General features: G+C 70.0%; 19 protein-coding genes. 9 read left to right on the top strand and 10 right to left on the bottom strand.

What is annotated here, in order from left to right; genetic code table 11:
- The first annotated feature begins 18 nt into the window (after nucleotides 1-18).
- The 3 genes from HD597_RS41090 to HD597_RS41080 are packed head-to-tail and all read left to right on the top strand — an operon-like array spanning nucleotide 19 to nucleotide 1,389.
- A complete protein-coding gene (locus tag HD597_RS41090) occupies nucleotides 19-441 on the top strand; it encodes a roadblock/LC7 domain-containing protein (RefSeq protein ID WP_043616017.1) in 423 nt (140 codons plus the stop codon).
- Nucleotides 442-467: 26 nt separating this feature from the next.
- Complete coding sequence (locus HD597_RS41085) at nucleotides 468-830, top strand: DUF742 domain-containing protein (protein WP_148435086.1); 363 nt, start codon at nucleotides 468-470, stop codon at nucleotides 828-830.
- 7 nt (nucleotides 831-837) lie between these two features.
- Entirely contained in the window at nucleotides 838-1,389 is a 552-nt protein-coding gene (locus tag HD597_RS41080) for a GTP-binding protein (protein ID WP_253759684.1), read from the top strand.
- On the opposite strand, the gene HD597_RS41075 is transcribed toward HD597_RS41080, so the two are convergent.
- From HD597_RS41075 to HD597_RS41065, 3 genes are all read right to left on the bottom strand, one after another.
- Complete coding sequence (locus HD597_RS41075; protein ID WP_253749998.1) at nucleotides 1,386-2,183, bottom strand: nitroreductase/quinone reductase family protein; 798 nt, start codon at nucleotides 2,181-2,183, stop codon at nucleotides 1,386-1,388. The genes HD597_RS41080 and HD597_RS41075 overlap by 4 nt on opposite strands.
- An 82-nt stretch (nucleotides 2,184-2,265) precedes the next feature.
- Entirely contained in the window at nucleotides 2,266-3,084 is an 819-nt protein-coding gene (locus HD597_RS41070; RefSeq protein WP_253749995.1) for an ABC transporter permease, read from the bottom strand.
- The gene (locus HD597_RS41065; RefSeq protein ID WP_253749992.1) at nucleotides 3,081-4,019 is read right to left on the bottom strand and encodes an ATP-binding cassette domain-containing protein; all 939 of its coding nucleotides are present in this window, start codon (nucleotides 4,017-4,019) and stop codon (nucleotides 3,081-3,083) included. The genes HD597_RS41070 and HD597_RS41065 overlap by 4 nt, the downstream gene beginning before the upstream one ends.
- A 78-nt stretch (nucleotides 4,020-4,097) precedes the next feature.
- On the opposite strand from HD597_RS41065, the gene HD597_RS41060 reads away from it, so the two are divergent.
- Nucleotides 4,098-4,868 (top strand): TetR/AcrR family transcriptional regulator, encoded by a 771-nt coding sequence (locus tag HD597_RS41060; protein WP_253749989.1) that lies wholly within the window; start codon nucleotides 4,098-4,100, stop codon nucleotides 4,866-4,868.
- 3 nt (nucleotides 4,869-4,871) lie between these two features.
- On the opposite strand, the gene betA is transcribed toward HD597_RS41060, so the two are convergent.
- From betA to HD597_RS41035, 5 genes are read right to left on the bottom strand one after another with little or no spacing between them, the layout of a single operon-like run.
- Nucleotides 4,872-6,497 (bottom strand): choline dehydrogenase, encoded by a 1,626-nt coding sequence (gene betA / locus HD597_RS41055; protein WP_253749986.1) that lies wholly within the window; start codon nucleotides 6,495-6,497, stop codon nucleotides 4,872-4,874.
- Nucleotides 6,494-7,405: an ABC transporter substrate-binding protein gene (locus tag HD597_RS41050; RefSeq protein ID WP_253749967.1), complete on the bottom strand. Its 912-nt coding sequence runs from the start codon at nucleotides 7,403-7,405 to the stop codon at nucleotides 6,494-6,496. Before HD597_RS41050 ends, betA begins: the two co-directional genes overlap by 4 nt.
- A gap of 56 nt (nucleotides 7,406-7,461) precedes the next feature.
- The gene (locus HD597_RS41045) at nucleotides 7,462-8,442 is read right to left on the bottom strand and encodes an ABC transporter substrate-binding protein (RefSeq protein WP_253749963.1); all 981 of its coding nucleotides are present in this window, start codon (nucleotides 8,440-8,442) and stop codon (nucleotides 7,462-7,464) included.
- Entirely contained in the window at nucleotides 8,439-10,355 is a 1,917-nt protein-coding gene (locus HD597_RS41040) for an ABC transporter permease (protein WP_253749960.1), read from the bottom strand. The genes HD597_RS41045 and HD597_RS41040 overlap by 4 nt, the downstream gene beginning before the upstream one ends.
- On the bottom strand, nucleotides 10,352-11,392 hold the full coding sequence (locus tag HD597_RS41035; RefSeq protein WP_253749957.1) for a quaternary amine ABC transporter ATP-binding protein: 1,041 nt from the start codon (nucleotides 11,390-11,392) through the stop codon (nucleotides 10,352-10,354). The genes HD597_RS41040 and HD597_RS41035 overlap by 4 nt, the downstream gene beginning before the upstream one ends.
- 339 nt (nucleotides 11,393-11,731) lie before the next feature.
- Between HD597_RS41035 and HD597_RS41030 the strand changes: the two genes are divergently transcribed.
- From HD597_RS41030 to HD597_RS41015, 4 genes are read left to right on the top strand one after another with little or no spacing between them, the layout of a single operon-like run.
- Nucleotides 11,732-14,467, top strand: a complete 2,736-nt coding sequence (locus HD597_RS41030) for a sensor histidine kinase (RefSeq protein ID WP_253749954.1) — start codon at nucleotides 11,732-11,734, stop codon at nucleotides 14,465-14,467.
- Nucleotides 14,464-14,886: a roadblock/LC7 domain-containing protein gene (locus HD597_RS41025; protein ID WP_253749952.1), complete on the top strand. Its 423-nt coding sequence runs from the start codon at nucleotides 14,464-14,466 to the stop codon at nucleotides 14,884-14,886. Before HD597_RS41030 ends, HD597_RS41025 begins: the two co-directional genes overlap by 4 nt.
- Before the next feature lie 14 nt (nucleotides 14,887-14,900).
- A complete protein-coding gene (locus tag HD597_RS41020) occupies nucleotides 14,901-15,269 on the top strand; it encodes a DUF742 domain-containing protein (protein WP_148435098.1) in 369 nt (122 codons plus the stop codon).
- The gene (locus HD597_RS41015) at nucleotides 15,250-15,816 is read left to right on the top strand and encodes a GTP-binding protein (RefSeq protein ID WP_253749949.1); all 567 of its coding nucleotides are present in this window, start codon (nucleotides 15,250-15,252) and stop codon (nucleotides 15,814-15,816) included. The genes HD597_RS41020 and HD597_RS41015 overlap by 20 nt, the downstream gene beginning before the upstream one ends.
- Before the next feature lie 12 nt (nucleotides 15,817-15,828).
- Here HD597_RS41015 and HD597_RS41010 read toward each other — a convergent pair whose 3' ends face one another.
- Entirely contained in the window at nucleotides 15,829-16,788 is a 960-nt protein-coding gene (locus tag HD597_RS41010; RefSeq protein WP_253749946.1) for an SIS domain-containing protein, read from the bottom strand.
- Nucleotides 16,785-17,798, bottom strand: a complete 1,014-nt coding sequence (locus HD597_RS41005) for a hypothetical protein (protein ID WP_253749943.1) — start codon at nucleotides 17,796-17,798, stop codon at nucleotides 16,785-16,787. The genes HD597_RS41010 and HD597_RS41005 overlap by 4 nt, the downstream gene beginning before the upstream one ends.
- A gap of 381 nt (nucleotides 17,799-18,179) precedes the next feature.
- Here HD597_RS41005 and HD597_RS41000 point away from each other — a divergent pair, with 381 nt between their 5' ends.
- Entirely contained in the window at nucleotides 18,180-19,298 is a 1,119-nt protein-coding gene (locus HD597_RS41000) for a polyamine ABC transporter substrate-binding protein (RefSeq protein ID WP_253749940.1), read from the top strand.
- Nucleotides 19,299-19,303 lie beyond the last annotated feature (5 nt).

Below are 19,303 nucleotides of genomic sequence, written 5' to 3'. Positions count from 1 at the left end.
TCCCGCCGGGGAGGATGCGTGACAACCCTTAGCCATGAGGCGCACAGGTTCGACTGGCTGATCACCGACTTCGTACGCAACACGCCCGGAGTCGCGCATGCCGTCGTGGTCTCCGCGGACGGGCTCTGCCTGGCCGCCTCGGAGGGCTTCCCTCCGGACCGGGCCGACCAGCTCGCCGCGGTCTCCGCGGGTCTGCTGAGCCTGACCGTGGGTGCGTCCAGGGTGTTCGAGGGCGGTGCGGTGACGCAGACCGTCGTGGAGATGCAGCGCGGCCTGCTGCTGGTCATGGCGATCAGCGACGGCTCCGTGCTGACGGTTCTGGCGGGTCCGGATTGTGACATGGGTCTGGTGGCGTATCAGATGACGTTGCTGGTAGACAGGGCGGGACAGGCGCTCACGCCGGCCCTGCGCGCGGAGCTGCAGGCCGCCAGGACCCGGTGATGTGATGGAACTGATGGGAGAGGGCCGTGTACGGCGCTGACGGAACCGGGGACGAAGAGCCCCTGTTCCGTCCTTACGCGGTGACAGGCGGCAGATCGGAGCCGCGCTACCACCTCGCGATGGAGACGTTGATCTCGTCCATGTCGATCCCGGACGACGAGATGGCCATGCTCACCCCCGAGCAGGAGGCCATCATGCAGCTTTGCAGGTCGTTCCGGTCGGTCGCCGAGATCTCGGCCCTGCTCCGCGTCCCGCTGGGCGTGGCCAGGGTGCTTGTGGCGGACATGTCCGACGAAGGGCTCGTCCGCCTGCACCAGCCACGCCTCAGCCAGGGACAGCCAGACCTCAACATGCTCGAAAGGGTGCTCAGTGGACTACGCAGGCTCTAGCGCCGGGCTGACGTCGACGAAGATCGTCGTCGCCGGCGGCTTCGGCGTCGGGAAGACGACGTTCGTGGGGGCGGTGTCGGAGATTCTCCCGCTCACCACGGAAGCGGTCATGACCGACGCGTCCGCGGGCATCGACGACCTCGGTCTGACGCCGCACAAGCAGACCACGACCGTGGCGATGGACTTCGGCAGGCTGTCGCTCGACCGTGACCTGATCCTGTACCTGTTCGGCACGCCCGGTCAGCACCGGTTCTGGTTCATGTGGGACGACCTGGTGCGGGGGGCGATCGGCGCGGTGGTGCTGCTCGACACGCGCCGCCTGGCCGACAGCTTCCCGGCCATCGACTACTTCGAAGAGGCCAAGCTGCCGTTCGTCATCGGGGTGAACGGCTGGGACGGGCAGTTCCCGCACTCCGACGACGAGGTCAGGGAGGCGCTCGCGCTGTCGCCCGGGGTGCCGATCGTGCGTACGGACGCCCGTAACCGCGAGTCGGTCAAGTCGACGCTGATCTCGCTGGTCGAGCACGTCGTACGCCTGCGCGCCACCGCCGTCCACTAACTTTCCCAGGGCACCTCCTCCAGGGAGTCGAGCACCGGTACGAGTCGCTCCTCCTCGTAGGCGAAGTGAGCCTCCAGCTCCGCGGCGATCCGGTCGAGCGTCGCCGCGTCGGGGGCTCCGCGTAGCTCCTCGACCAGGCGGGCGATCGCGACGTGCTCGTCGCGCAGTCGGTCGAGGGGCTCTTTCAGCTCGGGGAACAGCCGCTCCAGGTGCGGGAACGCCACACGGTCCTCGCCCGAGTGGTGAAAGGTGAGCGCCTCGCAGAAGGCCGCGCAGTGCGCCCGCAGGTCCTCACCGGCGCCCGGCTCGCCGGCGCGCAGCCTGGCCAGCTCGCCCCGCAGGTAGGCGTGGATCCTGACCAGCTCGCCCCCGATCGCCCGCAGCCGCTCCCGCTCCGGGTGCAGCGCGACGACGGGGATGACGCGGGAGGTCCCGGCCTGGTACGCGGCGAAGGCCCGGTCGAGGGCGGCCTGCCGGGCGTACATGCGCTCGCGTTCCGCTCCTTCCAGCGGCACCGCCCTGGCCGTGAACGTCTCCTCCCCGAGCTCGACCGTGACCCTCGGCTGGGCGACGACGTTGTGGTACCAGGCGGGATGCGCGTCGGCGCCCGCGTTGGAGGCGAAGACCAGGATGCGCTCGCCGTCACGCAGGTAGACGGCGGGGTTGGTGCGCCTGCGGCCGGATCTCGCGCCCACGGTGGTCAGCAGCACCAGCGGGGCGCCCTCGAACATGCCGCCCACCTTGCCGCGGTTCGCCCGGAACTCCTCGATCACCTGCTGGTTGAAGTCCGTCAACTCACTGTCCTCTGGCTAAATTAAGTTTGCTTTGCAAGCAAATCTAATTTAGCCAGCAAGCTATCAGGGATGTCAACAGGGTTCAGCGGTCCAGGCGCTGGTAGAGCCGTACCGAGAGCACGAAGAACACGACCGTGATCACGGCCGGCCACGCGACGGCCATCAGCACCGCGTGCTGGGCCACCCACGAGTCACCGCCCCACCCCGGGTTCCCGAAGAGCTGCCTGGCCGCCGCCACCGTGGACGACAGCGGGTTCCACTCCGACAGCGCCCCCAGCCAGCCCGGCATGGTGGAGGGGGCGACGAAGGCGTTGGAGAGGAAGCCGATGGGGAACTCGAGGGTCTGGACGGCCACCACGCCGCCCCGGTCCCTGGTCAGCAGGCCCAGGTAGATCCCGGCCCACAGCAGGGAGAAGCGCAGGAGTAGCAGCAGGCCGACCGCGCCGAGCGCGCCGGAGAGCGTGGCCGGGCGCCAGCCGACCGCCAGGCCGCAGGCCAGCAGGCCGGCCAGGACGAGGATCGAGTTGAGCAGGTCGGCGATGGCGCGGCCGATCAGGACGGCCGAGGGGGCCATGGGCATGGAGCGGAAGCGGTCGGTGACGCCCTTGGAGGCGTCGGTGGTGACGGCGACCATGGTGGCGCTCAGGCCGAACAGCATCGTCATGCCGTACATGCCGGGCATGAGGAAGGCGAAGTAGCCCGCCCCTTCGGGCACCCGCACCGCGCCGCCGAACAGGTAGCCGAAGGCCAGGGTGATGATGACGGGGAAGACGATCCCGAACACCACCGTCATGGGCTGGTTGGCCCAGTGGATCAGGTCGCGGCGGGCGACCGTCCAGCCGTCTGCCAGCGCCCAGCGCAGCCGCGTGAGCGGGCTCTCCGTGAAGGTCACCGCGGTCATCGGGAGCCACCTCCGGCATCGGTCAGGTCGAGGAAGACCTCGTCGAGGGTCGGGCGGCGCACCGCCACGTCCTCGGCCTCGATCCCGGCCGCCGCCAGGGCGGTCAGGACCTCCGTGAGCGCCTGCACGCGCTCGCTCACCGGCGCGCTCACGTGCCGGGTGTCGCGATCGACCTCGGCGGGCCCCGACGCCACCCGGCCGATGAGCTCGGCGGCGGTCGCCAGCAGCTCGGGGTCGTGAACGACCACGTCGAGCCGGTCGCCGCCGAGCTTGGCCTTGAGCTCGTCAGGGGTGCCCTCGGCCACCACCCGGCCGGAGTCGATCACCGAGATGCGGTCGGCGAGCTGGTCGGCCTCCTCCAGGTACTGAGTGGTCAGCAGCACCGTGGTGCCGCCGGACACCAGCTCGCGCACCGCGCGCCAGATCTCCGCCCGGCTGCGCGGGTCGAGGCCCGTCGTCGGCTCGTCGAGGAAGAGCACGGGCGGCGCGAGGATCAGGCCGGCCGCCAGGTCGAGCCGTCGGCGCATGCCTCCCGAGTACTCCTTGGCCGGCCCCTTGTGCTCCAGGCCGAACTGCTCCAGCAGCTCGGCCGCCCGCCTGCGGGCCTCGGCCGCGCTCAGGTGGTAGAGGCGGCCGAACAGCTCCAGGTTCTGCCGCCCTGTCAGCAGCTCGTCCACCGCCGCGTGCTGACCGACCAGGCCGATGGTGCGGCGCACCTGGCGGGGCTGGGTGGTCACGTCGAACCCGCCCACCTCCGCGCGCCCGCCCGACGGCCGCAGCAGCGTGGTCAGGATGCGCACGGCCGTCGTCTTGCCCGCCCCGTTGGGGCCGAGCAGGCCGCAGACCGTGCCACGGCGCACGTCCAGCTCGATGCCGTCCAGCGCCGCCTTCTCGCCGTACGTCTTGCGCAGTCCCTGCGCGAGTACCGCTGTCATGGTGTCACCTCTCGAATCGTACGCTGTACCGTACAGAATACGGATGGCGATGGCAACCGTACGGTGTACCGTACGAGGGTGACAGTTGAGTACTCGGGGAAGGGCGACCCCGCCCGCAGCCTGGCGCTGCTCTGGCGCACCAGCGAGCGCGCCAGCCGCAAGGGCAAGCCGGAGCTGAGCGTGGACCGCATCGTGCGCGCCGCCATCGAGGTGGCCGACGCCGAAGGGCTGCAGGCGCTGTCCATGCGCCGCGTGGCCGAGCGGCTGGGCGTGGGGACGATGTCGCTCTACACGTACGTGCCGGGCAAGCCGGAGCTGTTCGACGTCATGCTCGACACGGTCTACGGCGAGACCGCCAGGCCGGACGACGTGCCGGGCGGCTGGCGGGGCAGGCTGGAGCAGATCGCCAGGGAGAACTGGGCGCTCTACCTGCGCCATCCGTGGCTGCTGCAGGTGGCGGCCAACCGGCCGGTGCTCGGGCCCAACGTCACGGCCAAGTACGACTACGAGCTGCGCGCGGTCGACGGCATCGGCCTGTCGGACCTGGAGATGGACTCGGTGATCACGCTGATCACCGGCTTCGTGCACGGCACCGCCAGGGGCGCGGTGGAGGCCGCGCAGGCGGAGCACGAGACGGGCATCAGCGACGAGCAGTGGTGGGCCGCGCACGCGCCCTTCCTCAGCCGGATCGCCGACGCGACCCGCTACCCCACGGCCTCCCGGGTCGGGCAGGCGGCGGGCGAGGCGCTCAACGCCGCCTACAGCCCGGAGCACGCCTTCGAGTTCGGGCTGCAGCGGGTGCTCGACGGCGTCGAGGTGCTGGTGAACCGGCGCGGCCCGGGCGGCTGACCCTCACTTGTGCCGGTGGAACTCCACCGGCTCGGGCGGCAGCGGAGTGTTGCCGAGGATGAGGTCGGCGGACTTCTCGGCCAGCATCATGACCGGCGCGTAGATGTTGCCGTTCGTCACGTACGGCATCGCCGAGGCGTCCACCACCCGCAGCCCGTCGAGGCCGTGCACCCGCATCGTGTCCGGATCCACCACGGCCATCTCGTCGGTGCCCATCTTGCTGGTGCACGACGGGTGGAGCGCGGTCTCGCCGTCCTTGGCGACCCAGGCCAGGATCTCCTCGTCCGTCCGGACCGACGGGCCGGGGGAGATCTCGCCCCCGTCCAGATCGGCCCAGGCCGGCTGCGACAGGATCCGCCTGGCGTGCCTGATCGCCTCCACCCACTCCCGGCGGTCCTGCTCGGTGGACAGGTAGTTGAAGCGGAGCGCGGGCTTTCGGCGCGGGTCGGCGGAGGTGATGCGGACCGAGCCGCGGGCGTCGGAGTACATCGGCCCGATGTGCACCTGGTAGCCGTGCCCGCCCGCCGGGGCGGAGCCGTCGTAGCGGACGGCGATGGGCAGGAAGTGGAACATCAGGTTCGGGTACGCCACGTCGTCGTTCGAGCGGATGAAGCCTCCGGCCTCGAAGTGGTTGGTGGCCCCGGGGCCGCGGCGCAGGAAGAGCCAGTTCGCGCCGATGAACGGGCGGCGCCACATCGCCAGGGAGGGCTGCTGGGAGACCGGCCGCGTGCAGGCGTGCTGGACGTAGACCTCCAGGTGGTCCTGGAGGTTCTCGCCGACGCCGGGCAGGTCGTGCACGACGTCGATGCCCAGGGGCTCCAGCAGCGCGCGCGGGCCCACGCCGGAGAGCTGGAGGAGCTGCGGGGTGTTGATGGCGCCGCCGCACAGGACGACCTCGCCCGCGTCGATGCGCCGGCCGTCGCAGACCACGCCGACCGCGCGGGTGCCGTCGAAGAGCACCTTCTCCACGAAGGCCCGGGTCCTGACCTTCAGGTTGGGGCGGCGGCGTACGGGGTGGAGGTAGGCGCGGGCGGCGCTGAGGCGGCGGCCGCGGTGGATGGTGCGGTCGAAGGCGGCGAAGCCCTCCTGGCGGTAGCCGTTGACGTCGTCGGTCAGCGGGTGTCCGGCCTGCTGGACCGCCTCGAAGAACGCCTCGAACAGCGGGCCGCGCGCGGGCCCGCGCTCCAGCTTGAGCGGCCCCTCGCCGCCGCGGAAGGCCGTGCCCGGGTCGGCCAGGCAGTTCTCCATGCGCTTGAAGTAGGGCAGGCAGTGCGCGTAGTCCCAGTGCTTCATGCCGGGATCGGCGCCCCAGCGCTCGTAGTCGAGCGGGTTGCCGCGCTGGAAGATCATGCCGTTGATGCTGCTGGAGCCGCCCAGGACCTTGCCCCGGGCGTGGTAGACGCGCCGGCCGTCCAGGTGCGGCTCGGGCTCCGACTCGTACTTCCAGTCGTAGAACCGGCTGCCGATCGGGAACATCAGCGCCGCCGGCATGTGGATGAACACGTCCCACAGGTAGTCGGGCCGCCCCGCCTCCAGCACCAGCACCGACGTCGAAGGGTCGGCGCTCAGCCGGCTGGCCAGGGCACAGCCGGCCGAGCCGCCGCCCACGATGACGTAGTCGAACCTCAACGGGGGATCCAGTCCTTCCACACGATCTTGTTCTCTTCCACCCACCGCTCGGCGGCGTCCTCGGCGCTCATCTTCTCGTTGATCATGTCGCTGGCCACGGCGTTCTGGTCGTCGTTGGTCCAGTTGAAGTTGCGCACCAGCTCGTACGCCTGCCCGCCCCGCTCCGCGAACCGCCGGCTGACGATCTTGTCGAGCAGGTACGGCGGGTAGTCGCAGGCCACCTCGGCCGGCTTGTCGTCGCAGCCCACGGCGTAGGCCGGGAGCGCGACCTTGACGAGCTTGACCTTCGTGAACAGCCATTGCGGCTCGTAGAAATACATGAGCAGCGGTGTCCGATTCTTCGTCGCCGCCTGGGCCGCCTTGATCAGTGCTGCCTCGCTGCCCGAGTAGACGACCTTGTAATTGAGCTTGAGGTTCTTCACGAGGGCCTCGTCATTCGTCACGAATGTCGGGTCCCCGTCCAGGACTTGTCCGGCATTTCCGGTTTTTTCGGTCCGGAAGAGAGGGGCGTACTTATTGAGGTTTCGGTAGTCCGTAATGTCGGGGTACTTTTTGGCCATCCACTCCGGCACGTACCACCCGATCACCCCTTTGTTGCCGGTGAGCCCGGCCGACAGCGCCACCTTCTTCTCTTCGATGTACTCCTTCTTCCAGTCGTTGTGACCCCAGCTTTCGACGATCACATCGACCTTGCCGGACTCGAAATCCCGCCAGGACTGGTCCTCTTTCACGGCCCGCTTGTTGACCTTGTAACCCAGCTCGTGCTCCAGCAGGTACGCCAGCACGGCGGCCTGGGCCTCGTACCCGACCCAGGCGTGGATGTCGATGTTGACCGTGCCCTTGGCCTGGGCCGTGGACTCCGGCTCGCCGCTGGAGCAGGCCGCCAGCAGCAGGCTCACGACGAGCATCCCCGGGAGCGTCTTGGCGCGCGGCCCCGCCGGGCGGGGCCGCGGTAGGCGGGGGGTCACTTCGGGATCCAGGCCTGCCACTTGGCGGTGTTGGCCTCCACCCACTTCTTGGCGGCCTCCTCGCCGGTCATGCCGTTGTTGGTCATGTCGTCGGCGACGGCGTTCTGGTCCTCGTTGGTCCAGCTGAAGTTCTTGACCAGCTCGTACGCCTTGCCCCCGCTCTGCGCGAACTTCGTGCTCACGATCTTGTCGAGGTCCATCTCCGGGTAGTCGCAGGCCACCTTCTTGGGGTCGGCGTCGCAGCCCTCGGTGTAGGCGGGCAGGTTGACCCGGACCAGGTCGGTCTTGCTGAAGAGCCAGTGCGGGTCCCAGAAGTAGAACAGCAGCGCCTTCTTCTGCTCCTGCGCCTGCTGGGCGCCCTTGATCAGGGCCGCCTCGCTGCCGCCGACGACGACCTTGTAGTTCAGCTTGAGGTTCTTGATCAGGGCTTCCTCGTTGCTGACGTACGACGGGTCGCCGAACAGGAGCTGGCCCTTGTCACCCGACTCGGAGGTCTTGAACAGCTCGGCGTACTTGTTGAGGTTCTTGTAGTCGGTGATGCCGGGGTGCTCGTCGGCCATCCACTTGGGGATGTACCAGCCGATGACGCCCTTGTTGCCGGTGGAGCCGGCCACCTGCGCGACCTTCTTCTCGTCGATGAACTGCTTCTTCAGGTCGGGGTGACCCCAGTTCTCGATGATGACGTCGACGTCGCCGGTCTCGAAGCCCTCCCAGGCGAGCTGCTCCTTGATCTCGGGCAGCTCGACGGTGTAGCCGAGCTCGTTCTCCAGCAGGTACGCGACGACGTTCGCGCTGGCCTCGTACCCCACCCAGGGGTTGATCGCGATCTTCACGGTGCCGGCGGAGCCCGACGCGGAGGCGGTGGACCCGGACGCGGGGGCGGAGGTGCCGGAGGTGCTGGTGTCCACCGTGGCCCCGCCGCAGCCCACGGCGGCGAGTCCAAGCGCTACGAGGCCTGCGAGCAGGCGAATCTTCATGTGAACTTCCTCTTTCGGGGGGAAGGACGCCTGTCGGCGCCCTGCGTGATGCGGTCGAGCATGACTCCGAGGAGCACGGTCGCGACGCCCGCGACGAAGCCCATGCCGAAGTCGGTGCGCTGGGAGAACCCCGTGACCACGTCGTAGCCGAGGGCCCCCGCCCCGACCAGGCCGCCGACGACCACCATGGCCAGCGTCATCACGATGCCCTGGTTGGCCGCCAGCAGGATGGCCCGCCGGGCCATCGGGAGTTGCACCTTCCACAGAAGTTGTCCCGGCGTGGAGCCGGCGGAGACGGCCGCCTCGACGACCGTGGCGGGCACGGCCCTGATGCCGTCCTCGACCAGGCGCACCACCGGCGGCACGGCGTAGATGACGGAGGCGAAGATCGCGGTGAACCTGGTCGTCTCGAACAGCGCCAGCGCGGGCAGCAGGTACACGAACGCGGGCATGGTCTGCGCGGCGTCGAGCAGGGGCCGCTGGACGGCCGAGTAACGCGGCGAGCGGGCCGCGGCCACGCCCAGCAGCAGGCCGATGACGAGCGTGACCAGCACCGCGACGGCGACCGTGGTCATCGTCTGCATGGTGTGCTCCCACACGCCGAGCAGCGCGATCGCCAGCAGGCAGGCCAGCGCGGTGAGCGCCGGACGCACGCCGCTGACCCGCCAGGCGACGGCCAGCACGGCCAGCGCGACCAGCCACCACGGCGCCGAGGTGAGCAGCGACTCCAGGGGGTTGAGCAGGAGGTGGGAGGTCGTGTCCTTGATCCACGTGGTCACCGTGAACCAGTTGTCCTCGGCCCACCGCACGGCGTCGTTGACCTCGGCGACCAGGTTGAGCGTCAGGCTCTCCGGCCACAGCCTGGGCAGGACGGGGATGAGCGCCAGCCCCGCGACGGCCAGCGCGCCGGCCGCGGCGAGGTCGGCCCGCCCGAGCCTGGCGTGCGGGTCGCGGCGCGCCACCGCCATCATCATCCGGTCGAGCATCACCGCCATGATCACGACGGCGATGCCGGCCGGCAGCATGATCCCGACCTGCGCCCTGGACAGGCCGCGGATGATGTCGCCGCCCAGCCCGGGCGCCGAGATGAGGTTGGCGATGACGACCATGGACAGCGCCATCATGATCGTCTGATTGATCGCCAGCGCCATCGTGGACCTGGCCAGCGGCAGGTAGACCTTGAACAGCGTCTGCCGCCGCGTGGCCCCCAGCGAGGCGGACGCCTCGACCGCCGTGGGGGAGACCTCCGAGATGGCCAGGGCCGTGATGCGGATGGCCGGCGGGATCGAGTAGATCATCGTCGCGATGGCCCCGGCGGGCGCCCCGATGTGGAAGAACAGGGCGAGCGGCGCCAGGTACGCGAACGTCGGCATGATCTGCATGACGTCCAGCACCGGGGTGACCGCGCGGCGCACGCGGGCGGACAGCCCGGCCCAGACGCCGACCGGGATGCCGATTGCCAGCGACAGCAGCACCGCCACCGCGACCAGGGCCAGCGTGTCCACGCTCGACTCCCACAGCCCCAGCACGCCGAACGCGCTCACCCCGCCGACCGCCAGCAGCGCGATCCGCCAGCCGCCCGCGAGCCAGGCCAGCGCGCCCATGACGCCGGTGATGCCGGGCCAGCCGAGCGCGTACAGGACGGTCTCGAACAGGGTGTAGAGCGAGCCCACGAAGAGCCGGATGTAGTTGAGGAAGTACAGGAAGAGCGGGTTGTCGTTGCGGTGGTCGTCGATCCACTCGCGCAGCTCCGTGACGGCCAGGAACTGCGGCGCCTCCTTGTCGTGCGGCAGCGTCCCCGTGCCCCGGAAAACCAGGTACGCCGCCACGAACAGCACCGCCACCCCCGCCGGCGCCGCCCACCTCGGCAACCCCCCGAGCCGGGAGGGAGACGGCACGGCCGTGCTGCTCATGCGGCGGCCTGTCCCGACAGGAAGGCGAGCAGGTCCACCCGGTCCACCACGCCCACCAGCTCGTCGCCGTCCACCACCCTGATCGGGCGGGACGAGGAGGAGGCCACGCCGATGGCGTCCTTGATCACGGTGGTGGCCGGTAAGGCGGGCCCGTCGAGCGGCTCGCCCGGCTCGGGGTCGCGGCTGATCCAGCGCAGGGTCAGCACGTGACTCCTGGGCACGTCGCGCACGAAGTCGGCCACGTAGTCGTCGGCCGGCGCGCCCACCAGCTCCTCGGCCGTGCCGAGCTGCACGATCGAGCCGGCCCGCATGATCGCGATGCGCTCGCCCAGCTTGAGCGCCTCGGACAGGTCGTGCGTGATGAACACCATCGTCTTGCCGACCTCGCGGTGCAGCCGGATGACCTCGGCCTGCATGTCGCGCCTGATCAGCGGGTCGAGCGCGCTGAACGGCTCGTCGAACAGCATCACCTCGGGCTCCACGGCCAGCGCCCTGGCCAGGCCCACCCGCTGCTGCATGCCGCCGGAGAGCTGGTCGGGGTAGGCGTCGGCGTAGCCGTCGAGGCCGACGAGCGTGAGGATCTCCGCCGCCCGCGCGTGCCTGGCCTGCCTGGCGGTGCCCTGGATCTCCAGCCCGTACGCGACGTTGTCGATGACCTTGCGGTGCGGCAGCAGGCCGAAGTGCTGGAAGACCATGCTGACCTGGTGGCGGCGGATCTCGCGGAGGCGGGCGGGGGAGGCGGCCCGGATGTCCTCGCCGCCGATCCTGATCTCACCGGCGCTGGGCTCGATGAGCCTGGTCAGGCAGCGGACGAGGGTGGACTTGCCGCTGCCGGACAGGCCCATGACGACGAAGACCTCGCCGGGGCGTACCTCGAAGCTGACGTCACGGACGGCGGCGGTGCAGCCGGTCTTCTCCCTCAGCGCGGCGGGATCGAGGTGTCTGTCCTCGCTGTCCAGCACTTTCTGTGGCTTGGAGCCGAAGATCTTCCACAGGCCCGCAACGGTGATTGCCGCGTTGTCGGGAGAAACTCCCACACTCGCCTCCTCGCTTGACGTCGCTCAACATATGTCGCCAATAGCGAGATTCTCAACGTCGTGACTGTCAAGAGATCAGGGAGCGTCAACCGTGTTACTCGATTGGAACGCGCTAAACGCCCATAAGTGGACATTTATTCTGTTAAAGGTTTATTTCGTGCCGGGGATGCTTCCGGCATGGAGCGCCAGGTTCTATCCTCAGGAGTCACGCGAACCATCTTTTGTCGCGTTATGTTCGCTTGGCCACGAGCCATAGCATGTGTTCAAATAACCGGCACTTGCTGATTTCCCCCAGGACACAGACCTCTCAAATACGCCGATTCGGGCGAGGTGCGTTCGGTGAGTACAGAGCTGGGCGTCAAGCAGGCCAGCGAAAGCCGCTGGCGGCTGCGCAATTGGCGTGTCCGGGCGCGGCTCGTCGCCCTCATCATGGTGCCGACCGCGGCGGCCGTGCTGCTCGGCGGGATCCAGGTGCTCGCCTCGACGTCCGCGGCCTCCGACTACGCCCGCACGAACCAGTTCGCGCGGCTCTCCGCCGAGCTGGGCGGCCTGACCCACCTGGTCTCCGGCGAGCGGGCCAGGACCTCCTGGTACATCGCCCGCAACCGGCCGGCCGACGGGCTGTCCGAGGTGCAGGCCCAGATGGACCAGGTGGACCTGGCGGCCAGGACGGTACGCGGCATCGCCGGGCAACTCATGACCGAGTCGAGCGGCCGCACCGCCGACCAGCTCGAGAACCTGCTCAACCGCCTCGACGACCTCACCTCCCTGCGCAAGCAGGCGCTGGAGGCCAATCTGCTGCCCGGCCCCGCCGTCGAGCTCTACACCACCGTGGTCAGCGACCTGCTCTCCGTCCACAACGAGCTGGTCAAGGGCAGCGTGGACGACGAGCTGTTCCGCCAGACGAGCATGCTCGACGGGCTCGCCCGCGCCAAGGAGAGCGTCTCCTACCAGCAGGCGCTGGTCACCGTCGTGCTCGTCGAGGGCGCCTTCGACCAGGACCAGCTCAAGCGCTTCCTCGGCGAGCAGTCCGTGGAGGCCACCGAGCGCAAGGGCTTCGCCGCCGAGGCCACCGCCGACGAGCGCCGCTTCTTCGACGAGACCGTCAACGGCAGATCCGCCGACCGCATGTTGTTCCTGCGCGAGCTGGTGCTGATCAGAGCCACCAAGGGGCTGCCGCTGCGCGGCCTCGACCAGGCCAGGAGGGACGACGCCACGGAGTGGTTCCAGGCGGCGAACGTGGTCGTCGACTCCATGCGCAAGGTCGAGGAGCGCCAGGCCCAGGGCATCGTGACCCGCAGCGAGGCGCTCAGCTCCGACGAGCGCGGCCGGGCGTTCCTGACCGCGGGCGCCGTGCTCGCGCTGCTCGTCGCCATCCTGCTGATCACCACCGGCGTGGCCAGGTCGCTCGTCCGGCCGCTGCGCCGCCTGCGCGGCGAGGCCCTGGAGATCGCGGGCCGCCGGCTGCCCGAGTTCGTGCAGCACCTGCGGGAGTCGCGTGACGGCGAGGTCACCGCGGAGGTGCCGCCCATCGGCATCTTCTCCAAGGACGAGGTGGGCGAGGTCGCCCGCGCCTTCGACGAGGTGCACCGCGAGGCCGTACGGCTGGCGGGCGACGAGGCCACGCTGCGCTCCAACGTCAACGCCATGTTCGTCAACCTGTCCAGGCGCAGCCAGACGCTGGTCGAGCGGCAGCTCACGCTGATCGAGAAGCTGGAGCAGGGCGAGCGCGACGACACCCGGCTCGGCGACCTGTTCAAGCTCGACCACCTGGCCACCCGCATGCGCCGCAACAGCGAGAACCTGCTCGTCCTGGCCGGCCAGGAGGCGGCGCGCAAGTGGAGCGAGCCGGTCGAGCTGATGGACATCGTGCGGGCCGCGCTCGGCGAGGTCGAGAGCTACGACCGGGTCAGCATCCAGGTGCAGTCCGACGTCGCCATCGCCGGGCAGGCCGTCACCGACGTGGTGCACCTGCTGGCCGAGCTGGTCGAGAACGCCGTGTCGTTCTCCTCCCGCGACACCAAGGTGATCATCTCCAGCAGCCGGATCGACGGCGGCAGCCTGATGTTGTCGGTCACCGACCACGGCATCGGCATGGCGCAGGAGGAGCTGGCCGAGGCCAACTGGCGGCTGGCCAACCCGCCCGTCGTGGACGTGTCGGTGTCGCGGCGGATGGGGCTGTTCGTGGTCGGGCGGCTCGCGCTGCGGCACAACATCCGGGTGCAGCTCAGGCGGCAGGACATCGGCGGGCTGACCGCCATGGTGCTGATCCCGCCGATGTTGCTGACCGCGGTGCCGGGGACGAACCAGCGGGTGCAGGTGCCGCGGCAGGGAGGCGGCGGCGCGTACGGGACGCAGGACGGGACACCGGACGGGCCGCTGGACGTGCCGCGCCCGGGCTCCGTGCTGCGGCCACCGCTGGGGACGCCATCCGTGCCGCTGCCGGGGCCGCCGTCGGGACCGCTGTCAGGGCCGCTGTCGGGGCCGCCGTCGGGGCCGCCGTCGGGGCCGCCGTCTTTCGAGCCCAGCGGATATCCGTCCTTCGCCACCGGCGGCGGGTCGTCCTCCGGTCACCCGTCGTTCGACACCGTGCCGCCGGCCCCCGAACCGTCGTCCTGGTTCGGCCCGTCCCGCATGTCCCTGACCGAGCAGCCGCCCGCGGGCGCGCCGCGGGATCCGGGGACGCCGTTCTCCGACCAGGCGACGCCCGGCACGTCGTTCCCCGCCCCTCCCGCCGGCGAGGAGTACCTGCCGATCTTCGCCTCGGTCGAGGAGAGCAGCTGGTTCAGCAAGCCCGCGCCCACCGCCGACCACCGCGACACCGCCTGGACCACCCCGTCCGACCAGGCCTGGCAGGCCGCCGACGCGACGGCGGAGCCCGCCAGGAACGGCACCACGAGCTCGGGCTTGCCCAAGCGCACTCCGCGAGCGAACCTGGTACCGGGGACCGCGAGCCCGCAGCCGCCGCCGCCCGTTCCCGGGCCTCCGGTGTCCCCCGACCGTCTCCGCAGCAGGCTGGCCAGCTACCAGCAGGGCGTGCGCAAGGGACGCGCCGAGCTCGAGGAGGACTCATGAAGGAGCTGAGCCAGGCCGCCAGGGACGTCAACTGGCTGGTCAGCGGCTTCGTCGAGGAGGTTCCCGGCGTGGCGCACGCCGTCGTCGTCTCCGCCGACGGCCTGCCCATGGCGTACTCCAGAGGCTTCCCCAAGGACCGCGCCGACCAGCTCGCCGCCATCGCGGCCGGCCTGGTGAGCCTGACCGGCGGCGCGGCACGGGTCTTCGAGGGCGGAGGGGTCACCCAGACCCTCATCGAGATGGAGCGCGGCCTGCTGCTGGTGATGTCGATCAGCGACGGGTCCTGCCTCGCGGTGCTGGCCGCGCCCGACTGCGACATGGGCCTGGTCGCGTACCAGATGACGATCCTGGTCGAGCGCGCGGGGCAGGTGCTCACACCTGCCGTACGGGCGGAGCTCTCCGCCACGCGCCCGTGGTGAGTGGGGAGTGAACCATGGCATCGTGGCACAACGGGGAACAGGAGCCCGAGCGAAGTTCGCTCGTCCGGATGTACGCCGTCACCGGCGGCCGCACCACCCCGCGTACGGACCTGGCCATGGAGGCCCTGGTGTCGTCGGCGACCTCGGCGCAGCTCGGCACCACGTACGCGCGCGAGTACCGGGCGATCAGCGAGCTGTGCCGGCAGGTGCGCTCGGTGGCGGAGATCTCCGCGCTGCTCAGCGTCCCGCTCGGCGTGGCGCGGGTGCTGGTCGCCGACATGGAGGCGGACGGGCTGGTCAAGGTGTACCAGCCGCAGCTCGAAGCGGGGCTGCCCGACAGGGGACTGCTCGAAAGGGTGCTGAGTGGACTTCGCAGGCTCTAGCCGGCTCACCTCCACGAAAATCGTCGTGGCGGGCGGATTCGGCGTGGGGAAGACCACGTTCGTGGGCTCGGTCTCCGAGATCATGCCGCTGACCACCGAGGCGGTGATGACCGACGCCTCGCACGGCATCGACGACCTCGGGCACACCCCCGGCAAGACCACCACCACCGTGGCCATGGACTTCGGCCGGCTCTCGCTCGACCAGGACCTGATCCTCTACCTGTTCGGCACGCCCGGGCAGCAGCGGTTCTGGTTCATGTGGGACGACATCGTGCGCGGGGCCATCGGGGCCGTGGTGCTGGTGGACTCGCGGCGGCTGGCCGACAGCTTCCCCGCCGTCGACTACTTCGAGGACTCCAAGATCCCGTTCGTGATCGGGCTGAACGGCTGGGACGGCGAGTTCCCGCACATCGAGAGCGAGGTGCGGGAGGCGCTCACGCTCTCACCGCACGTGCCGATCGTCCGCACGGACGCGCGTGCGCGGCAGGCCGTCAAGAACACCCTGATCACGCTGGTCGAGCACGCGCTGACCGTGCGGTCGTACTGAACTGTCGTAGCGCTACTGGCCCGCCCACCAGTAGGCGGCCACCAGCTCCGCCACCAGCGTCTCCGTGAGCAGGGCGACGTCCGGGTCGTCGTCGCCCGCGTACCGGATCGCGGCCGTGGCGTCCCGCACCTCGGCGCCGACGGTGATCACCGTCGAGCCGCGCTGCCGCACCCAGTCCATGGCCTGGTCGTCGTAGCGGGAGCCGGGGAAGAGCAGCGCGCGGTAGTCGAGCGTCTTGGTGAGATACACGTCCACGTGCGACCAGTCGCCGCTCTCGCAGGCGTCGGCCGGGCGGCGCGGGCCCTCGCGGAACATCAGCGCCGACTGCTCAGCCGACGACAGCCGCTCGGCGGGCGCGATCGTGTAGACGCCGTTCGGGCCGTCGAGCAGCTCCATCGCGAGGGGCAGCCACTCGTCTCGGCGGTCCAGCAGGTCGGCCGAGGCCTTGGCGGCCCGTTCGAGCAGGGCGGGCAGGTCGCCCGTGCGGCCCGTCAGCCTGGACTCGAGGGCCAGGAGCAGGGCCAGCGTGTGCTGGAACGTCCGGCACGCGACGCCGCCGCGCTCCTCGCCCGCCCGCATGTCGATCACCAGGTCGGCGGCCCCGGCGAGCGGGGAGCCCGGCTGGTTGGTGAGCGCCGCCAGGTACGCGGGGCCGCCCGCGTACCTGGCCGTGGCGTCGAGGGTCTCCCGGCTGGAGCCGGTGGCGGAGATCGGGACGACCAGGGTGCCTTCCCTGTTCGGGAGGCTCGCGGCGGCGGAGGCGTACTCGGCGTGCGCGTCGACTCCGGCGGTGCGCAGCCGCAGGGCCGCCACGCCGGCGGCGTAGCGGGAGCTGCCCATGCCGAGGAACAGGACCCGGTCGACGCGCTCCGGGAGCTCGCGGAACGGGTCCTCGGCGCGCAGCGCGTCGGCCAGGGCCGCGAGGCGCTCCGGCTTGGACTCCAGGTCGGAGAGGTAGAGCTCGGAATTCACGCGTTGTTCTCCTTGCGAGGTTCGTCTTCTCCGTACCAGGTGCGCAGCACGCCCATGGGGGCGTAGCGCCACCGGGGCAGGTGGCGGGCGGCGTAGATCAGCTCGCGGCACTCCTGCTCCACCTCGAACGGGCGGATCAGGGTCTCGTCCAGCAGGTCCGGTCTGTTCCCGGCTGCCAGGCGCGACCTGTACGCGGCCAGGAAGGCTTGACGGGCCATTGTCGCCCATTGGGCGGCGTGGGCCGGCGGGGTGCCCCTCCTCCTGATCGCCACCTGGGCGACGTGGTCGAGGCTGGTGGTGAGCTGGGCGACGTCACGGGCCGCCGGCTGGCGGAGGTCGGCGTCGGCGACCGTGGGGTTGCCGTCGAAGTCGATGACGGCGTAGCCGTGCCGCCACCGGAGGATCTGGCCCACGTGGAGGTCGCCGTGGATCCGGATCAGGGGAGTGGCGATGCCGTTCTCCAGGGGCGCCAGCTCCTGGCGCATGGTGTCCGCCCTGGCGGCCAGCCACTCGCCGTCGTCGCCGCCGGTCAGCGCCAGCGCCTCGGCCAGCGCCCCGTACGCCCGGGCCGCCGCACCGCCGGCCGCGCTCACGACGGGGCTCGCGGCGGGGCTCGCGGCGGGGCTCGCGGCGGGGCTCGCGGCGGGGCTCGCGGCGGGGCTTGCGGCGGGGCTTGCGACGGGGCTCACGGGAGGGCTCGCGGCAGGGAAGGTGGCCAGGGCGAGGTGAAGGTCGGCGGCGAGGCGGCCGAGCTCCGCCGCGAAGGAGGAGGAGCCGGCCACGGCCTCGTCCACGCACCACTCCCAGCCGTCCCTGGCCTCCGGCAGATAGCCCGTGATCAAGGCGAGGAGGTGCTCGCGGCCCTCCAACACGCCTGTCAGGGCCGCGTAAGGCGGCGCTGTGTCGTTGAATCCTGAATCAACGAGGTGCGCGAAGATCTCCGGGGTGGGATGGGGAAGCGGGACGGGCGGGGTGAGCCACTTGACCACGACGCTCTCGCCGACCACCACCGAGTAGTTCGTCTGGTCGACGTGCGATCCGAAATCCCGTTCACCTGGGGCCCCAGTGTGGAGATCTCCAGGGCCGTGCGAGAAGGTGGGCAGCGCGCGGAAGCGTCGTACGGCGAAGGGCGGCGGCACGTCGTCCGCCAACCGCGCCAGAAGCGCGGCTGTGAACCCTCGATCTCGTGCGGTGAGGGGCCTCTCACCGAGAGAGATCAAGCGACGACTTATTGAATCCCAATTCAACAGGTGGACCAAACTTCCAGGTAGCAATGTCATCAAAAGTCTTGCTCATGTTGATTTCTGCTGCAACACTCCTGGTCTGGTCCGCTGTGTCCGGTAAGGTCGCGCGACCCCTCAAACAGCCAAATTTCAGAAGGAGTAGCGGCCGTGTCCCGTACCCGGTTCACCCGTCGTCTCCCGGCCGCCGCCGCGGCGGCCGGACTCGCGCTTGCCGTCGCGGCGTGCGGGGGTGGGTCGTCAAGCACAGATGAGGCGGCGCCGGCGGCGGCCGACCAGCTCAAGCCCAACGCGGACCTGTCGCAGCAGACCTTGGACATCACCGTCTGGGACGGTTACACGCCCAAGGAGCTTCCCGAGAAGGCGAAGGCCGAGCTCAAGATCAAGGACGTGCAGATCCAGACGCACGACACCAACGAGACGGCGATGACCAAGCTCACCGCGCCCGGTGACAGCGGTATCGACGTGGCGTTCGTGTCGGGCCAGTACGCCCAGGCGCTCAACGAGCAGGGCCTGCTGGAGCCGATCCACCACGAGCTCATCCCCAACCTGGCCAACCTCTACCCCGAGGCCACCCAGCTGTCCTACGACAAGGGCAACAAGTACTCCGTGCCCTACACCTGGGGCACGACGGGCATCTGCTATCGCAGCGACCTGGTGAAGAACGAGCCCACCAGTTGGAACGATCTGCTGAAGCCGCCGGCCTGGGCCGACAAGAAGGTCACCATGCTCGCCACCGAGCGCTGGCTGGCCCTGCCCGCGCTCAAGTCGCTCGGCTACTCGATCAACACCGACAAGGACGAGGAGCTCGAGAAGGCCAAGGAGCTGCTCATGTCGCAGAAGCAGCACCTGCTGCGCTACGACGACACCACCTTCGGTGACCGGCTCATCTCCGGCGAGGCCGTGATGGCCGAGGCGTGGGACGGCTGGTGCCCGACCACCGACCCCAAGGGCAACATCAAGTTCGCGGTGCCGAAGGAGGGCAGCGACCTCTGGGTGGACACCATGGTGATCATGAAGTCCTCCAAGAACAAGGAGGCCGCGCACGCCCTGCTCAACTACATCCTCAGCCCCGAGATCCACTCCTGGGCCGCCGAGAACATCAACTACAAGGTGCCGAACAAGGCCGCCATGGAGAAGGTGACGATCGCCAAGGGCTCGCTGCTCGGCATCACGCCGGCCGAGCTGCTCAACGGCGAGGCGGCCATCGACCTGGGCCAGGCGTCGACGAAGTACAGCCGGCTCCAGCAGGACGTCACGGCCAGCTGAGCCTT

The organism is Nonomuraea thailandensis (assembly GCF_024172165.1).
In the GTDB taxonomy this organism is placed as follows: Bacteria; Actinomycetota; Actinomycetes; order Streptosporangiales; family Streptosporangiaceae; genus Nonomuraea; species Nonomuraea thailandensis.
The sequence above is the reverse complement of the archived record's forward strand: the minus strand, read 5'-3'. Positions and strand labels throughout refer to the sequence as shown.